Annotated in this window: 16 protein-coding genes; 2 read left to right on the top strand and 14 right to left on the bottom strand. The window is 41.9% G+C overall.

What is annotated here, in order from left to right:
* Positions 1-136: 136 nt before the first annotated feature.
* The 5 genes from rplA to O3652_RS00180 all read right to left on the bottom strand — a co-directional run bounded on the left by rplA (position 137) and on the right by O3652_RS00180 (position 3,813).
* Positions 137-826, bottom strand: a complete 690-nt coding sequence (rplA, locus tag O3652_RS00200) for a 50S ribosomal protein L1 (protein ID WP_125413440.1) — start codon at positions 824-826, stop codon at positions 137-139.
* Positions 827-1,033: 207 nt separating this feature from the next.
* Complete coding sequence (gene rplK / locus O3652_RS00195) at positions 1,034-1,459, bottom strand: 50S ribosomal protein L11 (RefSeq protein WP_001085808.1); 426 nt, start codon at positions 1,457-1,459, stop codon at positions 1,034-1,036.
* A 122-nt stretch (positions 1,460-1,581) separates the two neighbouring features.
* Entirely contained in the window at positions 1,582-2,298 is a 717-nt protein-coding gene (gene ldcB, locus O3652_RS00190; RefSeq protein WP_061426929.1) for an LD-carboxypeptidase LdcB/DacB, read from the bottom strand.
* Positions 2,299-2,312: 14 nt separating this feature from the next.
* Positions 2,313-2,774: an HIT family protein gene (locus O3652_RS00185; protein WP_061426927.1), complete on the bottom strand. Its 462-nt coding sequence runs from the start codon at positions 2,772-2,774 to the stop codon at positions 2,313-2,315.
* A 1-nt stretch (position 2,775) separates the two neighbouring features.
* A complete protein-coding gene (locus tag O3652_RS00180) occupies positions 2,776-3,813 on the bottom strand; it encodes a M42 family metallopeptidase (RefSeq protein ID WP_125413439.1) in 1,038 nt (345 codons plus the stop codon).
* 139 nt (positions 3,814-3,952) lie between these two features.
* Between O3652_RS00180 and O3652_RS00175 the strand changes: the two genes are divergently transcribed.
* Positions 3,953-4,504 carry a DUF1307 domain-containing protein gene (locus O3652_RS00175; RefSeq protein ID WP_125413438.1) on the top strand — a complete coding sequence of 184 codons (552 nt, stop codon included), beginning with the start codon at positions 3,953-3,955 and terminating at the stop codon, positions 4,502-4,504.
* A 315-nt stretch (positions 4,505-4,819) separates the two neighbouring features.
* Positions 4,820-5,359: a DUF1307 domain-containing protein gene (locus O3652_RS00170; RefSeq protein ID WP_125413437.1), complete on the top strand. Its 540-nt coding sequence runs from the start codon at positions 4,820-4,822 to the stop codon at positions 5,357-5,359.
* A 46-nt stretch (positions 5,360-5,405) separates the two neighbouring features.
* On the opposite strand, the gene brnQ is transcribed toward O3652_RS00170, so the two are convergent.
* From brnQ to O3652_RS00125, 9 genes are all read right to left on the bottom strand, one after another.
* On the bottom strand, positions 5,406-6,731 hold the full coding sequence (gene brnQ, locus O3652_RS00165) for a branched-chain amino acid transport system II carrier protein (protein WP_185755882.1): 1,326 nt from the start codon (positions 6,729-6,731) through the stop codon (positions 5,406-5,408).
* Between the two features lie 184 nt (positions 6,732-6,915).
* Entirely contained in the window at positions 6,916-7,203 is a 288-nt protein-coding gene (locus tag O3652_RS00160; RefSeq protein ID WP_000658236.1) for a rhodanese-like domain-containing protein, read from the bottom strand.
* Positions 7,200-7,790, bottom strand: coding sequence for a uracil-DNA glycosylase family protein (locus O3652_RS00155; RefSeq protein WP_125413435.1), 591 nt, complete (start codon positions 7,788-7,790; stop codon positions 7,200-7,202). The genes O3652_RS00160 and O3652_RS00155 overlap by 4 nt, the downstream gene beginning before the upstream one ends.
* 53 nt (positions 7,791-7,843) lie before the next feature.
* Complete coding sequence (gene pepV, locus O3652_RS00150; RefSeq protein WP_125413434.1) at positions 7,844-9,244, bottom strand: dipeptidase PepV; 1,401 nt, start codon at positions 9,242-9,244, stop codon at positions 7,844-7,846.
* Between the two features lie 12 nt (positions 9,245-9,256).
* Positions 9,257-9,862 (bottom strand): nitroreductase family protein, encoded by a 606-nt coding sequence (locus O3652_RS00145; protein ID WP_125413433.1) that lies wholly within the window; start codon positions 9,860-9,862, stop codon positions 9,257-9,259.
* Between the two features lie 125 nt (positions 9,863-9,987).
* The gene (locus tag O3652_RS00140) at positions 9,988-11,619 is read right to left on the bottom strand and encodes a hypothetical protein (RefSeq protein ID WP_125413432.1); all 1,632 of its coding nucleotides are present in this window, start codon (positions 11,617-11,619) and stop codon (positions 9,988-9,990) included.
* Between the two features lie 11 nt (positions 11,620-11,630).
* Positions 11,631-12,479 carry a metallophosphoesterase gene (locus O3652_RS00135; RefSeq protein ID WP_125413431.1) on the bottom strand — a complete coding sequence of 283 codons (849 nt, stop codon included), beginning with the start codon at positions 12,477-12,479 and terminating at the stop codon, positions 11,631-11,633.
* A complete protein-coding gene (gene uvrC, locus O3652_RS00130; RefSeq protein WP_125413430.1) occupies positions 12,469-14,316 on the bottom strand; it encodes an excinuclease ABC subunit UvrC in 1,848 nt (615 codons plus the stop codon). The genes O3652_RS00135 and uvrC overlap by 11 nt, the downstream gene beginning before the upstream one ends.
* Before the next feature lie 100 nt (positions 14,317-14,416).
* Entirely contained in the window at positions 14,417-15,118 is a 702-nt protein-coding gene (locus O3652_RS00125; protein WP_125413429.1) for a M57 family metalloprotease, read from the bottom strand.
* Between the last annotated feature and the right edge of the window lie 44 nt (positions 15,119-15,162).

The following is a 15,162-nucleotide window of genomic DNA, read 5'->3' as shown; positions in this document are numbered from 1 at the left end:
TTTTCTGTGAAAGAAGAAGCGAAAAAGCACTATTCTCTTGCTCCATCAGGCTATTAATGGACTTATTATTCCTGGAATGAATTTATCATCAAAAAAACGAGCACTTTCGCACTCGTTCTCTGATATAAACTACTGATTAAAGTGAGTTTACGTCAACCTTGATACCAACACCTTGAGTAGTTGTGATTGTCAAGTTTGTTACGTAAGTTCCTTTAGCTGTAGCTGGTTTTGCTTTTTGGATTGTTTCGTTGAAAGCTTTGAAGTTTTCAACCAATTTTTCAGCTTCAAATGATACTTTACCGATAATTGCTTGAACGTTACCTGCACGGTCAGCACGGTAAGTAATCTTACCACCTTTAGACTCTTCAACTGCTTTAGCAACATCCATTGTTACAGTACCAGTCTTAGGGTTTGGCATCAAGTTACGTGGTCCAAGGACACGTCCAAGACGTCCAACAAGAGCCATCATGTCAGGTGTAGCGATAACTACGTCGAAGTCCAACCAACCGTCGTTGATTTTCGCAACAAGGTCATCTTCACCAACAAAGTCTGCACCAGCAGCTTTTGCTTCTTCAGCTTTTGCACCACGTGCAAAAACAAGAACGCGTGAAGTTTTACCAGTACCGTTTGGCAATACCATTGCTCCACGGATTTGTTGGTCAGCTTTTTTAACGTCGATGTTCAAGTTGTAAGCAACTTCTACAGTTGCGTCAAATTTTGCAAAGTTAGTTTCTTTTGCAAGTGCTACAGCTTCTTCTACACTGTATGCTTTTGTGCTGTCGACTTTCTCAAGAGCAGCACGAAGTTGTTTGCTTTTTTTAGCCATTTTCTATTCTCCTTGTAAGTGGTTCAATCGATTTTCATCTCCCACGTCACTTCTCGAAATGATGAAGTCTTGCGGGTTTTCAATCTATTAATTTTCTTTTCCTACTTCGTTAAGTTCCCTTGCCGTATCCAAGTACAAGCATCAGTCACTTACCTAGTATGAAAAGTAACTAATAGACTGCTGTGAGATTTTCTACTGTGTTATTGATTAGTCAACAACAGTGAATCCCATAGAACGAGCAGTACCTTCGATCATACGCATTGCAGACTCAATGTTTGCTGCGTTCAAATCTGGCATCTTAGTTTCTGCAATTTCTTGTACTTGTGCACGAGTAACTGTAGCAACTTTAGTTTTGTTAGGTGTACCTGATCCTTTTTCAACACCTGCAGCTTTTTTCAAAAGAACAGCAGCTGGTGGTGTTTTTGTAACGAAAGTAAATGATTTGTCTTCGTATACTGAGATAACAACTGGAATGATCATACCAGCTTGGTCAGCTGTACGAGCGTTGAACTCTTTTGTGAATCCCATGATGTTGATACCAGCTTGACCAAGAGCAGGTCCAACCGGTGGAGCTGGTGTAGCTTTACCAGCAGGGATTTGCAATTTTACAAGTTTTTCGACTTTTTTAGCCATTTTTAAATCCTCCTTTGTGGTTTTGGCGGTAATGTAAGTTTTTTACCTCCCACAAGTATGCTTTACACATACCTTTCCATTATACACTATTTATCTAAAAATGCAAGAGAAAAATTACTTTTTTAATCGACGTAATCGCCGCCTTCAAAGCCATAGTACTCTTCCAAACTGAGGCCACTTGCAGCAATTTCTTTGGCTTCTTTTCCAACGTAGCGAAGATGCCATTCTTCTGCCATGTAGCCAGTCTCTTTTTCCTTGCCTTTGAGATAGCGAACGACAAAGCCATAGTCAGCCGCATGATCCAAGAGCCACTGGGCTGCCTTTTCTTCAGTAACTAAATCACCATCTGTCCCAATAAGGTCAAAAGCAAGACCCGTCTGGTGTTCACTGTAACCTGGGCGTGCTGAGTAGCGATCTGCTGCTTCCTTGCCATCTTGATTGACATAGTCTTGATAAAGTTTGGTTTGGGTTTCATAACTTCTAAAACCACTGTAGTGATCGCTGATTGGGTAGCCAGCTGCTTGCATTGCTGCAATGAGCTTCAGCAACTCTGCTTTAGCTGTTGGATTTTCTCCTGGATTATAGTCTTTTGACAAAGGATAGTGCTTATTAGCTATGACGATTTCATCGTACTTCCCTTGAATACTATAGTAGTCTCCCTTATTGACAACTTCTGCCTTCTTCTGACTAGAGGCTTGAGATTTGCTCCCTACAGTTCCTTCAGGTTGACTAGATTGTTCCGTTTTTTGAGTGTTTTCTTCATTTTTAGGTTTTTCTTGAGAACATGCTGCTAGGGTTACTGCCAGCAAACCGGATAAAACGATGTATCTTTTTTTCATTTTTTCTTCCTCTCTTAGACCATGTACTTCTCTAATTCATCGGATAAGGCTTTAATCATTTGTTCCAACTCATGGGATTTCACTTGGCAATCTTCTGCCGCCATTTCTTCCCAGGGCACCCACCAGACTGGACCACGGCCATTCAATCCATGACCCCTCATATCACCTGACCGTCTTGGAAAGAGATGCCAGTGAGCGTGGGCATCTCCATTTCCTAGAAGTTCAATGTTCATCTTTTCAGCTTTAAACGTTTTGGCAACAGCTTCTTGGACCAAACTCATTTCCTCTAGAAAACGAAGTTTTACAGAAGTCTCCATATGGTGGAGTTCTGTGATATGCTCTTTTGCCAGAAATAAGGTATAGCCCTCAAAGTATTGGTGGTCTCCAATAACAACATAGCCTGTTTCTAGTTCTTTTACAAAGTAGGGATTTTCTCCTGCCTTGATCCATTCAATTCTTTGACAAATCAAACACATATTAGTCTACCAATGCGCTCTTGAGATAGGCATCGACCATACGCTCAGTCGCCACTACTGAATCAATATGTGTTCGTTCGTAAGAGTGACTTGACTCAATACCAGCTCCAAGGAGGGCATGCTTGACCTCGGCTCCTGCAGACATAGCTGCCGAAGCATCCGAACCGTAAAATGGATAAATGTCGAGCTTAAATGGAATATCTTGCTCCTTTGCCAAAGCCACTAAATGTTGACGGAAGTCGTAGTGATAGGGACCTGAAGCGTCCTTGACACAGATAGACACTGTATACTCATCCGTCTGCTGGTCATCGCCCATAGCTCCCATATCTACAGCCAGATATTCTACTACCTGACTTGGAATATTGGAGTTTGCACCGTGACCCACTTCTTCAAAGACTGAAAAAGCAAAATGAGTTGTTACTGGCAATTCAATCTCCTCTTTCTTGTATATACGAAGAAGATTGAGCAAAATCGCTGCGCTGACTTTGTCGTCCAAGTGACGAGACTTGATAAAACCAGTCTCTGTTACGACAGTTCGCGGATCAAAACTGATAAAATCACCGACCTCTATGCCCAAGGCGCGGGTTTCTTTTTCATTGGTTACTTTTGCATCCAAACGCACTTCCATATTGTCCTGAGTGCGTTCTGCAGTTCCTGCATCTTTGTAGACATGGCATGAAGTCTGGTGGATGAGGATGGTTCCAGATACCTTTTTACCTGTGCTAGCCACATGAACGGTACAGTTTTCTCCCTCAATCATGTTCCAAGGGAAACCACCGATACGGTCCATTTTAAGACGGCCATCCGGTTTGACTGCACGAACAATAGCACCCAGCGTATCCACATGGGCAGTCACATAGCGTTGTTGTTCATCATTTTGACCTTTAATGGTCACATTGACACCACCCTTGGCTGTGCGAACAGGCTGGTAACCAAGCTCTTCTAAAGTATGGACTAGGTAGTCTGAAATCTCACGAGTAAAGCCCGTCGGAGATGCAATAGCGGTTAGTTCTTTGATATAGTTTATAGTCTGATTCATTTCTTCACCTCTTTCCTACCATTATAACATTTTTCTAGTCAGACTCCTTATCAAAAGAAGAAAAACTGTGTTTAGTTGCTTTCACTATCGATCCATGTTATAATACGAATACTTTGATTATGAAAGGAAAATAAAAAATATGAAATCATACTTTAAAGTATCACTAGCCCTTGTGGCTTCACTTGTCCTCCTGCTCGGATGTTCCAAACAAGCATCAACACCTGCTAACAGCAGTAGCAAAGAAGACACAACAACTCAGTCAAGTGAGAGCCAACAAAGCAGTCAACAATCCTCTGAAAAGAAAGAAACAACTAAAACACATACCTTTGTAAACAAGAATAATTCTGGAATCACTTCTACCTTGGTTTATACTGTAGAAGGCGACAATGTTATCAAGCAATCAGCTAATAACATTGCTGATCCTGAAATCCTTGGTGCAACTCCAGAAGATGTCAAGAGTTTTATCGAAGAAAAGTACAAAGGTTATAATGGACTCAAAGGTGTTAAACAAACCATTGAAATCAAAGATGGAAAAGTTGTTCAAGATCTAGAAGTTGACTTCTCAGTTGCAAGCATTAGCGAACTTAGAAAAGCACTTCCTGAAGAATATTCTGGTATCGGCAATCGTGTCAGTTTCTCAAACTCTAAAAAAGCACTGGAAAAAATGGGATTCACAGAAAAGACGAACTAATCTCCTAAAATTTCATATAGACTAGTGTAGGTCCACCCCAAAAGTTAGACACAACTCTGACTCTTGGGGTATTTTATTATATCCCTAACTGATGAATTCAATAGACTCCTCCCAATCCCATAAAAAGTGCATTTGAACTTCCTCCACTTTTCAATGAATAGGATAAAAGTTCTTTGAAATAGAGCGAGAAAACTTTAATCGTCAGACTAGTTTCTATTCGTTGCCATGTCAGGTCAGATGAGAGGGGAGGTCTAGTTGATTTTGTAGTAGAATCATGTTATAATACAAAATACTTTGATTATGAAAGGAAAAGACATGAACAAATATTTTAAAATGACTCTTTGTATAGCTCTACCATTAGCTATCTTATTGGGATGTTCAAAACAATCAACAACCTCATCAACTAGCTCAGCAAAAAGTGAAACTACTCAGGTAGAATCTACTAGCCAGCAAGCTACAGAAAACAAATCTGAAGTAAAAACTGTGACCTTTGTAAATGATACTCGTACTGGCTTTAATTCTACTTTAACCTACAGTGTAGATGGAGACAAAGTATTGAAACAATCAGGTCATAATGTCTATGATCCAGAGGCTCTTGATACTACTGCTGAAACTCTTAAAGCATTTGTTGAAAAAACTTATAAAGGATATCAAGGCCTCAAAGGTGTTACTCATAGCATCAAAATCAAAGATGGAAAGGTCGTTCAAGATGCTGAAGTCGACTTCACAGTCGCAAGTATTGACGAACTTAGAAAAGCCTTACCAGAAGAATACTCAGGCGTAGGTAACTATGTTAGCTTTACTGCTTCTAAGAAAATGTTAAAAGATCTTGGATATACTGAAAAAACTAACTAAGTGTCTTTTACAAAAATAAAAAACCTCGGCTTATGCCAAGGTTTTTTTATTCCATCTCAAAAACATCACTCTCTTGTTTGTTTGGTAGAACCAATGAAAGCAAGATTCCGATAATAGCTGGCACTAGCCATGGAAGAGAGGCTGACGCAAACGGAAGGGCATTAATCAGATTTTCAAGAAACTCAATTTTAAAGGAACTTCCAAGGACACTTGCAAGAGCAATAGCTGTAACAAGACCAATAGTTAACTGCATGCCCGGTTTTGATAGGGCTACAAACTTATTAACAATCACGATCATCACAATGGCGATGGTGATTGGGTACAAGATTACCAGTACTGGCACTGAGTACTTAATGATTGCATCCAGACCGAGGTTTGCAATGGCAAATCCAATTAAAGTAAAGGCAGTTGCATAGACCTTGTAGCTGATTTGTGGAAAACGTCCGTTAAAGAACTCTGCTGTTGACACAATCAAGCCAACTGTCGTTGTGAAGCAGGTTACAGTTACCATAACAGCAAGGAAGAGTTGAGCTGTTGAACCAAAGATTTCCTGAGTTGCTTGCGACAAGATATAAACACCTGGTGTTCCACCCTTCATGACTTCTGCCGGTACTGGGAAGTGATTTCCAAGGAATCCTAAACCGATGTAAAGAGCGCTAAAGGCAAGAGCTACAACGATACCAACCACCCAAATAGTTGAGATGTATTCTTTCTTACTGGAGAATCCAAGTTGTTTCAAGGTTTGAACAGCAATCACACTAAAAGCCACTGAGGCTAGGGCATCCAAGGTGTTATACCCCTCTAGGAAACCTGTACCAAAGGCAGACGCTTGATAAGCATCTGAAGCCGCTTGGGGACTGGTTCCACCATATTTAAAGGCACCTAGCACAACCAAGATAACGATCAACAAAGCAAAGACTGGCGTCAAGATTCGTCCGATACGATCCAAAATCTTTGATGGATTGAGTGAAATCAAATAAGCCGCTGCAAAATACAACACAGTAAAGATGATCAATCCTAGACCTTTATTTGCTTCAGACAAGAGGGGACTAATCCCAACTTCGTAAGCTGTTGTTGCTGTACGTGGGATAGCAAAGAATGGGCCAATCGATAGATAGAGGACTGCAAGATAAAGAGTCGCAAACCAAGGTGAGATTTTCTTAGAAATCTCATAAATGTATCCTTTAGGATTGAGCGTTCCGATGATAAGTGTCAAGACGGCAATACCGACACCTGAAAAGACAAAACCTGCGATGGCAGGAAGAAACTGTTCTCCAGATAAGGCACCTAGAGAAGGCGGAAAAATTAAGTTCCCCGCACCAAAAAATATTCCAAACAGGAGCAAGCCTGTTAGGGCACCTTTTTTAGCCATAATAATCTCCTTCATATTTCTAAAATACTGACCTAGTATACCATGATTAAGACTCTGAAAAAAGTATCCAAAATTAATCATTGAATGTTTTCAATATTTTTAAAAATAAGAATTATCTAAAAACAAAATCCCTCACTCAGTTGGAACCGAGCAAGGGAAGATTAGGATCTAACGCTATATAGCTTTAAAGATTTTCAAAGGCCGTCATTCCACCTTGGACATTGATAACGTCATAACCCTGTTCAGCTAGAAACTGACAAGCACGCGCTGAACGCATTCCTGATTTACAAATGACATAATGCAAGAGGTCCTTGTCCAACTGATCATAAGTATCAGCCAATTGACTAAGTGGTAGGTTCTGAGCACCTTCTAAATGAAGCGTCTCGAACTCTTCTACTTCTCTCACGTCCACTAAAGAAAGTTGCTCATTTTGATAAAGCTGGTAAAATGCATCGAAGGCTATTTCTTTCATTCTTTTTCTCCTAAAATAGCTTTAATTCTTTTTTTCAACTCTGGCACCACTTCTGACTCAAACCAAGGATTCTTAGCCATCCAGATTTGATTTCGTGGTGACGGGTGCACCAGAGGGAAAAATTCTGGTAGATAGTCTTTGTAGTGTTTCACCCGCTCTGTTACCTTGCCACTAACTTTCTCATGTAAATAATAGGCTTGGGCATATTGCCCAATCAAGAGAGTTAATTGAATATCGGGCAATTCTTGCAAGAGTTGCGGATGCCATTTTTCTGCAAAACCTGTACGAGGTGGAAGGTCGCCTGACTTGCCATGCCCCGGAAAGTAGAAATCCATGGGCAGAACTGCAAAATAACCTGAATTGTAAAAGGTGTCCTCATCCACACCTAGCCAGTCCCGCAAGCGATCGCCACTCTTATCCTTCCAATAAATCCCAGCTTCTTGCGTTTTAAGCCCAGGAGCCTGACCGACAATATTGATGCGGGCAGTTTTTGGCGCCGCAAAGAGAGGTTCGATTCCGCGTTCTGTATAGCTGGTATTTTGCGGATCCGCCATAATGGCTTGCTTGATTCTTTCAATTTGAGACATCTGTTTTCCCTCCAAAAAGAAGTCCAAGCATACAATCTCAGACTTCTATCATTTTATTTGATCAGTTCATAAATAGCTTCAGCATAGATTGCTGCTGCTCGGAAGAGATCGTCCAAGGCGATAAATTCGTTGGCTTGGTGCATGGTATCGATTGAGTCTGGGAACATGGCACCGTAGGCAACTCCACGTTCCAGTAAACGACCAAAGGTACCACCACCGATGACTTGCTCGTGACCTTTAAGACCAGTTTGTTTTTCATAAACATTCAACAAGGTTTGCACAAGTGGATCTTCCATCGGTACATAGTGAGGGGTGTGTCCGTGTTCAGAAAGGCTAACAGAAGCAACTGGCAAGTTTTCAAGGATTGACTTGATATGCTCTGGACTTGTTCCTTTTGGATAACGGAAGTTAAGAGCAATCGTATTGTCAGCACTTGTTTCATCAAAGCGAAAGACACCGGCATTCATAGAAAGGGCACCCATCTTTTCATCCACATGAGCTACTTTCAAGTTTTTACCTTCGTGGTCATTCAAAAGAATCTTACCAGCAATGTCAAGGTAGTCTTTTGCAGGTCCTGCAAAGTCAAACTGACTGAGGAAAAGGGCAAGGTAGGTCGCACCATTGACACCTGATGCAGGCATAGCACCATGAGCTGATTTACCAATTACAGTCACCTTGTACCGACCGTTCTCTTCTTGAATTTCTCCTCTGAGCTGGTGTTCTGCAACGAAGGCGTCTAGCTTAGCTTGCAAGTCAGCTAAATCCCCTGAAACAACTGCAGTTGCTGACTCAGGTACCATGTTTTCACGTAATCCACCTGTGAAACTGTGAAGACGAGCTGAACCAGTATTTTCACCTGCAAAGTGAAGGTATTCTGTGATGTTTCCTTTTTCACCATTTATGATAGGGAATTCAGCGTCAGGTGAGAAACCAAAGTCTGGTTTCGCAAGTCCTACATGTTCAAAGTAGTAGTCCATGTCTGCCCAGCCAGATTCTTCGTCTGTTCCCACGATAAAGCGAACTTTCTTAGAAGTTGGAAGGCCCAATTCTTTGATGATTTTCAAGCCATAGTAACAAGCTGTTGTAGGTCCCTTGTCATCAGAAGCACCACGCGCGTAGAGGCGACCGTCTTTGATAGTTGGTGTATAAGGGTCTGTATCCCAACCGCTACCAGCTGGTACCACGTCCATATGGGCAAAGATTCCGAGAACTTCTTCTCCATCACCAAACTCAAAATGTCCTGCATAGTTATCGACATTTTTAGTTGGGTAGCCATCGCGGGCTGCGATTTCAAGGAATTTCTCCAAGGCTTTTACTGGACCAGGTCCAAATGGATGCTCAGCATCAACCTTGCTATCATCACGTTCTGAGTTGATTTCCAAAAGGCTAAACAAGTCAGCCAAGAGGTCTTCTTTGCGCTTTTCTACTTCTGCTGTAAAATCAATTGCTGTCATATTATCTTCCTTCTATCTTTTCTCGATGATTTCATCTACTGGCAAGCGGTAGCTTGGTTCCAGTTTCTCGTCCGTATAACCCACTGTAATCAAGAGTTCTGGGCGGAAACGGTCTTCGATGTCCAAAACTTCGTTGGTTTTTGATTTGTCAAAACCAAGAATAATGTTAGAACCGATTCCCTGGTCTGTCAAAGCCAGAACCAAGTTCATGGCAACCAAACCTGCATTGAGGGCTAGGTAGTCGCTGACTTGTTGTTCACTGTAACGCGCAAATTCAGCTGGCAGATTCTTCATAAAATATTGAAGTTGCTCTTCAGAGAAATTGTTAGCACCTCCAACTCGGGCAATCTTACGAGCACGTTTGGCAAGATCTGTATCTGTAAACAAGGCAATGGTTACAGGTGCTGATGATACCTGCTCAAAGTTCGAACCATAAGCCAATTTTGCCAGTTCAGCATTTTTCTCACGAACCACCACAAACTTCCATGGCTGGCTGTTGTGGGCACTTGGGGCCAAGGTTGCGATTTCGATAGCCGTACGCACATCTTTGGGATCTACCGGTTTATCAGTAAAATGCTTAGTCGCATGACGTTTTTTATTTAATTCAAGAAATTTCATAATCGATTTCCTTTTCTAATTCTACTGCATCCATTTTACCATATTTTGAAAGAGCTTGCAGAGATTTTTCATAGAGGATCCTGTTTCCTTTTCAACTAGGCTACCCGCCCTTCTATGGACTCAGATTATTCCGACGCAGGACTTTCTTTTTCAAAGAAGTGGCCACTAGAGTCTTGGATTTTGTTGATGATATCATCGTAGTGAGAATTTCTTTCTTCCTCATAGAGATTATTGATTTCTTGATAGTTCAACGGATTTTCAACCTTGGGCTCTGGCTTGCGACTGAGGAAATCAAGAGTCCCCAGAAGAAGCAAAATCAGGATCACTAGAGAGGTCCAGCCAGTTTCCTTCTTAGGCAGCCGAACTCCCTTGGTCGAAAGAGATTTCCAACTAGGGGACTGAGGTAAGAGCTCATAGATTCTCTTTTGAGTCGGAAAAAGGGTCAACAATGCATACAAGGTCAGAAAGAGAAATGAAAAACTATGGACAGAAATCCAACTATACTTAATTTTCATCTTAAAGGCCTTATAACCAGCTCCCCCCATATACACTTCTAGGGCGAAGACGGCGATCATCAAAAGACAGAAAATCAGGAATTGGACTTTCCATAGCTTTCTCAATCCTAAATACTCTTTTTTGAGCAATTCTTCTTTGTTCTTGGCTTGGTCTACTTCTACTGGAGCTGGGGTGCTTGGTTTTACTTCACTATTACTTTTAGTTGACCCTACTTTCGTTTCAACTGGTTCAACCTGTCTAGCAAAATAGGCTTCCGCTTCCCTGATGACCTTGCTAAGATTTTCCTCCGTCAGCAGATAAGGAAAGCCATTGATCATCCAATTGTTTTTCTTATCTACCTTATTCGGCTCCACCACATTAAGGCAAAAGTATCGCCCAATCAAGCTAATTGAAAATATCGCATCATAATATTCAGATAGAACTGAAAAATCAACCCCATAAACAGTCTGATCCTCGGTCAGTTTTTTCGTTTCCATAAAGGAAACGTCCTTTGTAAACGTCGATCGGATTATCTCTTGTGCTTGGGAAACTTTTTCTTCAACTGTAGCAGGATCAAGGGGGAGTGTTAAAGCAGAAAACGTATCGGTGGAAGCATTCCCTTCTAGACTATCTTTAAACCAATCCAAGAAAGAAGTCATATTGGATACGGTTAGATCAATAGGCTGATGAATTGGAAATGCTTGGTCCTCTATACTAGAAGGCATGGGGTCTATCTCTTCAAAAACAAACTGCTGCCCCGCTATCTCAAGGCTAAAAAAAGCTGGATAATGAGGCAAAAGACAAGTAAAGACAACCCTAAAGGGTTCATTCTTTTCGAAGGGTCTTCTCCAGAAGTCTATTATTGCTATTCCCTCAAAAGTCGATTCTATCATTCTTTTAAGAAGAAAACGCTTTTTTAAGAGATTATCAGGAGTCAGTGCTTCAGAAAACATCAGGCCTGGTTGATCCAGATAAGCTTTGATCTTTCCAAAGCTAGCTCGAAAACGATCTCGATCATACAAAAACTCCATCCCGAATCTTTCAGGCCCCCAGAGGAGTGATACATCGTTACCTTCAACCAACATATTTATTGCTGTCTTATATTCTTCAAGATGAACCTCGAGAATAAATGTCGGACCATAAGCACTCCGGGCCGTCGTTTCTATATCTACAATTTCGAAATGCTCACCAAAAACATGTTGAAGGGCTTGTCGGATATCATTTACCACAAGCTCTCTATGCTGATCAACAGTTAATCCCATTACTTTATTACTTACCCCTTATGCGTTTTTATAGACTGAAGGAAAGCATTAGCCTCCTGTAGATAATTGTGTTGTTCAATCAAGGAAGTTAGAAGCTCGATGTTATGGCCCCGATAGTTATCCTCGCGTCTCAACTCTTCATACATTTCGATAAAAGGAAGCCCCTTGGACTTGGCCAATTCTAACTCCGCTTCATAGTCATAAGCAACTTTTCGGAATAGAATGTTTACCAATTCCCCATCTTCTACTTCTATCACGGCATACTGGGCACGGTGATTTTTTAACGCCTCCCAATCAAAATAGGGCATACCAATCGTACCTGGATTGATGATTTGTTGCCCTTGACTGCCGTAACGAAGCAACTGCTTGTGGACATGACCATAGACTGCCACGTCCGTTTCCTCGTCTAGGAGTTGGTCAAATTTATCTGTGTTATTCCCAACAGACAAGTCACCACCATAGTTCTTATTTGGCAAATTATGAGAAAGAGAAAAGCGCAGTCCATCAACTTCTTTCTTTTCTAGCAAAGGTAAGCTTCGTAGCCAGACAATCGTTGCAGGATCCATTCGCTCCATCAAATACTGTGTCATACGCAAGAGCTGAACTTCCTGTGGGTCTTCTAAGCCATATTGCCCATCTAAAGCCTCAAGGACACAATCATCCCAATTGCCTCGAACACTTGCCGTGATAGGAAGTTCCTTTAACAGAGCGACCAAGTCATTTGCACCTGGACCAGGGAGGAAAATGTCTCCCATGAGCCAATATTCACTGGCTCCTTGAGTTTTAGCATCTGCAATTACTGCTTCTAGCGCCGTCGCATTGCCATGAATATCTGATAAAATTGCGATTTTATGGTTCATGATAGTTTCCTTCCGTTTGGTAATCTACTCTCTCTTCCGCCACTTGAGCCAACTCCACTTCTTCCTGAGGGTTCAACTTTCTCTGAACAGCTTCTGCGACTGCCCTTGGCACACCAACTTCGACAATCTCATCCACACTGGCTTCCTTGATTTTAGTGAGAGACTTGAAATGCTTCATGAGATTCTGCTTGCGTTTAGGTCCCAGACCTTCAATCCCATCCAGTTGTGAAGAAAAGGAATTCTTTGAGCGCAGTTGGCGGTGGAAGGTGATAGCAAAGCGGTGGACCTCATCTTGGATGCGTTGGAGGAGGAAAAATTCCTGAGAGTTTCGTGACAACTCCACCACTTCCAGCGGATCTCCAAAGAGCAGTTCATGGGTTTGGTGCTTGTCATTCTTTTGCAGACCTGCAATTGGGATATCCAAACCCAGCTCTTCTTGAATAACCTGCTTAGCAATATTGACTTGCCCTTGTCCTCCATCAATGACAATCAAATCTGGTGGAGTTAAATCTTCTCGCTGTACTCGACCATAGCGTCTGCGGATGACCTCTCGCATACTAGCATAGTCGTCTGGACCTACAACCGTTTTTATCTTGTACTTACGGTAATCTTTTTTACTCGGTTTACCGTTGACAAAGACCACCATAGCTGAAACAGGACTGGTTCCCATGATATTAGAGTTATCAAAGGATTCGATACGTACTGGGGTCGGGATTTGGAGCAAGCGTCCCAGATTTTCAATAGCTCCTTGGGTCTTTTCAACAGATTTTTCTAGCAGATTGAACTTCTGCTCCAGACTAACACGGGCATTTTTTATGGCTAGATTGACCAGTTGTTTTTTCTCTCCACGTTGGGGTTTGAGAATCTTGGTATCCACCAAGGCCTTGACGGCTTCTTCGTCAATATCCTGCGGAATCAATACCTCATTGGGAACCAGGTGAGATTTTTCTTGATAGAATTGTCCCACATAGGTCAAGAAGTCCTCATCCGGATCATTGTAGTAGGGGAAGAGATTGACATCCCGCTCAATGAGCTTGCCTTGACGAACAAAGAAAACCTGAACACACATCCAGCCCTTATCCACATAGTAACCAAAGACGTCCCGATTTTGCAAATCTTTCGCCATGACCCGTTGCTTGGTCCGAAGCGTTCCAATGGCCTGAATCAGGTCACGGTATTCCGCCGCACGTTCAAACTCCATACTTTGAGCTGCCTTTGCCATCTTGCCCTTGAGGTCATCGATGATTTTGTCATCCTGTCCTTTTAGGAAATCAGAAACCTCCTGAGCCATGGAATGGAAATAAGCCTCATCTTTTTTACAGATGGTGTGAGCCATACATTGGCCAATATGGTAATAAAAACAGACTTTAGAGGGTGGGTTGGTACATTTCCGAAAAGGAAAAATCCGGTCCAATAGTCTCTTGATTTCATTGGCTGCCCCCACATCTGGATAAGGGCCAAAATAAAGACCTCCGTCCTTTTTGACCTGACGGGTGATAATCAAGCGAGGAAAACGCTCATTGGTGATTTTGATGAAGGGATAGGACTTATCATCCTTGAGCATGATATTGTACTTGGGCTTATTTTCCTTAATCAGGTTGATTTCTAGGAGAAGTGCCTCAATATTGGACTCAGTGACGATAAATTCAAAATCCACAATCTCAGATACCAGAGCTTCCGTCTTGGTATCGTGACTCCCACGAAAATAGGAGCGCACGCGGTTGCGCAGATTTTTAGCCTTTCCTACATAGATAATAGTGCCATTTTTATCCTTGTGAATGTAACAACCAGGGCTGGTTGGCAGGAGCTCTAGTTTTGATTTAATCAAGTTGTTCATAGTTCCATTATAGCAAAAAGGCCGTAACAGGACGAACAAAAAGCCCACCAATCACTTGTTGGAGGAGCTTTGATTTCATTTCAGATTGCACCGACTTCATCTAGTCGCTACTGGAATAGAGTTCTTGAACAGCTGTCACATCCTGAGGCTGAATTCCATAGTAAGAACCTGCTGGCTGCATGACAGAAGTTTCGTTGGTATGATCCAATCCAATGGCATGCCCCAGCTCGTGCTCCGCCGTGTGCACGATTCGTTCATAAGAATAACCATAGTTTGGATTGGATAGATAATAGTGATTCAGGCGAACCGTTACAGATATAAATTGATTGGTTAACAAATTGGTTTGACTCTCGGCTTGACCAGCTACAGCGGTCGATCCATCATTCATCTCACTTGCCACAATATCTGCCTGGCTAGGATCTGCAACCACCTCAAAGGTAAAAGCTCCTGTTTGATTCCAGTTTTTTATAGCTTCTGCATAAGCACCTTGGAAGGTCTCATCCATTTGAGGCTCAATATAGATGCGAGCTGATGCCTGAGCCCACTTGCCTTCTGCATGTTGGTGACTGTCTGTCTGAGACAAGACTTCCAGCGTTCCCGTCTCCTTCCATTGATTCCAGCCACCTTGACCAATCTTGCTCATTTTTTCAACCTGATTGACCGCAGAATGAAAATCACCAGACAGATACCAAACCACTCCAAAAGCAATGAGCAATAGAATAACTACAGTCCAAACCAGACGCCAGAAGAAACGCCAAATTCCCAAAAGAAATCGGAAGAATAATCGAATAATCCAGAACATGACGCCCCACCTTTCATAAAAATAAGAACCTATCTTGAAATCAC

The sequence above is a fragment of the Streptococcus sp. 27098_8_23 genome (assembly GCF_041432195.1).
Lineage (GTDB): Bacteria > Bacillota > Bacilli > Lactobacillales > Streptococcaceae > Streptococcus.
The sequence above is the reverse complement of the archived record's forward strand: the minus strand, read 5'-3'. Positions and strand labels throughout refer to the sequence as shown.

Excerpts from the sequence above, each read along its gene's own strand:
- brnQ (WP_185755882.1), bottom strand. The coding sequence starts at position 6,731 with ATGGCTAAAAAAGGTGCCCTAACAGGCTTGCTCCTGTTTGGAATATTT.
- O3652_RS00140 (WP_125413432.1), bottom strand. The coding sequence starts at position 11,619 with ATGGGATTAACTGTTGATCAGCATAGAGAGCTTGTGGTAAATGATATC.
- O3652_RS00175 (WP_125413438.1), top strand. The coding sequence starts at position 3,953 with ATGAAATCATACTTTAAAGTATCACTAGCCCTTGTGGCTTCACTTGTC.
- ldcB (WP_061426929.1), bottom strand. The coding sequence starts at position 2,298 with ATGAAAAAAAGATACATCGTTTTATCCGGTTTGCTGGCAGTAACCCTA.
- O3652_RS00135 (WP_125413431.1), bottom strand. The coding sequence starts at position 12,479 with ATGAACCATAAAATCGCAATTTTATCAGATATTCATGGCAATGCGACG.
- O3652_RS00170 (WP_125413437.1), top strand. The coding sequence starts at position 4,820 with ATGAACAAATATTTTAAAATGACTCTTTGTATAGCTCTACCATTAGCT.
- rplA (WP_125413440.1), bottom strand. The coding sequence starts at position 826 with ATGGCTAAAAAAAGCAAACAACTTCGTGCTGCTCTTGAGAAAGTCGAC.
- O3652_RS00185 (WP_061426927.1), bottom strand. The coding sequence starts at position 2,774 with ATGTGTTTGATTTGTCAAAGAATTGAATGGATCAAGGCAGGAGAAAAT.
- O3652_RS00145 (WP_125413433.1), bottom strand. The coding sequence starts at position 9,862 with ATGAAATTTCTTGAATTAAATAAAAAACGTCATGCGACTAAGCATTTT.
- O3652_RS00160 (WP_000658236.1), bottom strand. The coding sequence starts at position 7,203 with ATGAAAGAAATAGCCTTCGATGCATTTTACCAGCTTTATCAAAATGAG.
- O3652_RS00125 (WP_125413429.1), bottom strand. The coding sequence starts at position 15,118 with ATGTTCTGGATTATTCGATTATTCTTCCGATTTCTTTTGGGAATTTGG.
- uvrC (WP_125413430.1), bottom strand. The coding sequence starts at position 14,316 with ATGAACAACTTGATTAAATCAAAACTAGAGCTCCTGCCAACCAGCCCT.
- O3652_RS00155 (WP_125413435.1), bottom strand. The coding sequence starts at position 7,790 with ATGTCTCAAATTGAAAGAATCAAGCAAGCCATTATGGCGGATCCGCAA.
- pepV (WP_125413434.1), bottom strand. The coding sequence starts at position 9,244 with ATGACAGCAATTGATTTTACAGCAGAAGTAGAAAAGCGCAAAGAAGAC.
- rplK (WP_001085808.1), bottom strand. The coding sequence starts at position 1,459 with ATGGCTAAAAAAGTCGAAAAACTTGTAAAATTGCAAATCCCTGCTGGT.
- O3652_RS00180 (WP_125413439.1), bottom strand. The coding sequence starts at position 3,813 with ATGAATCAGACTATAAACTATATCAAAGAACTAACCGCTATTGCATCT.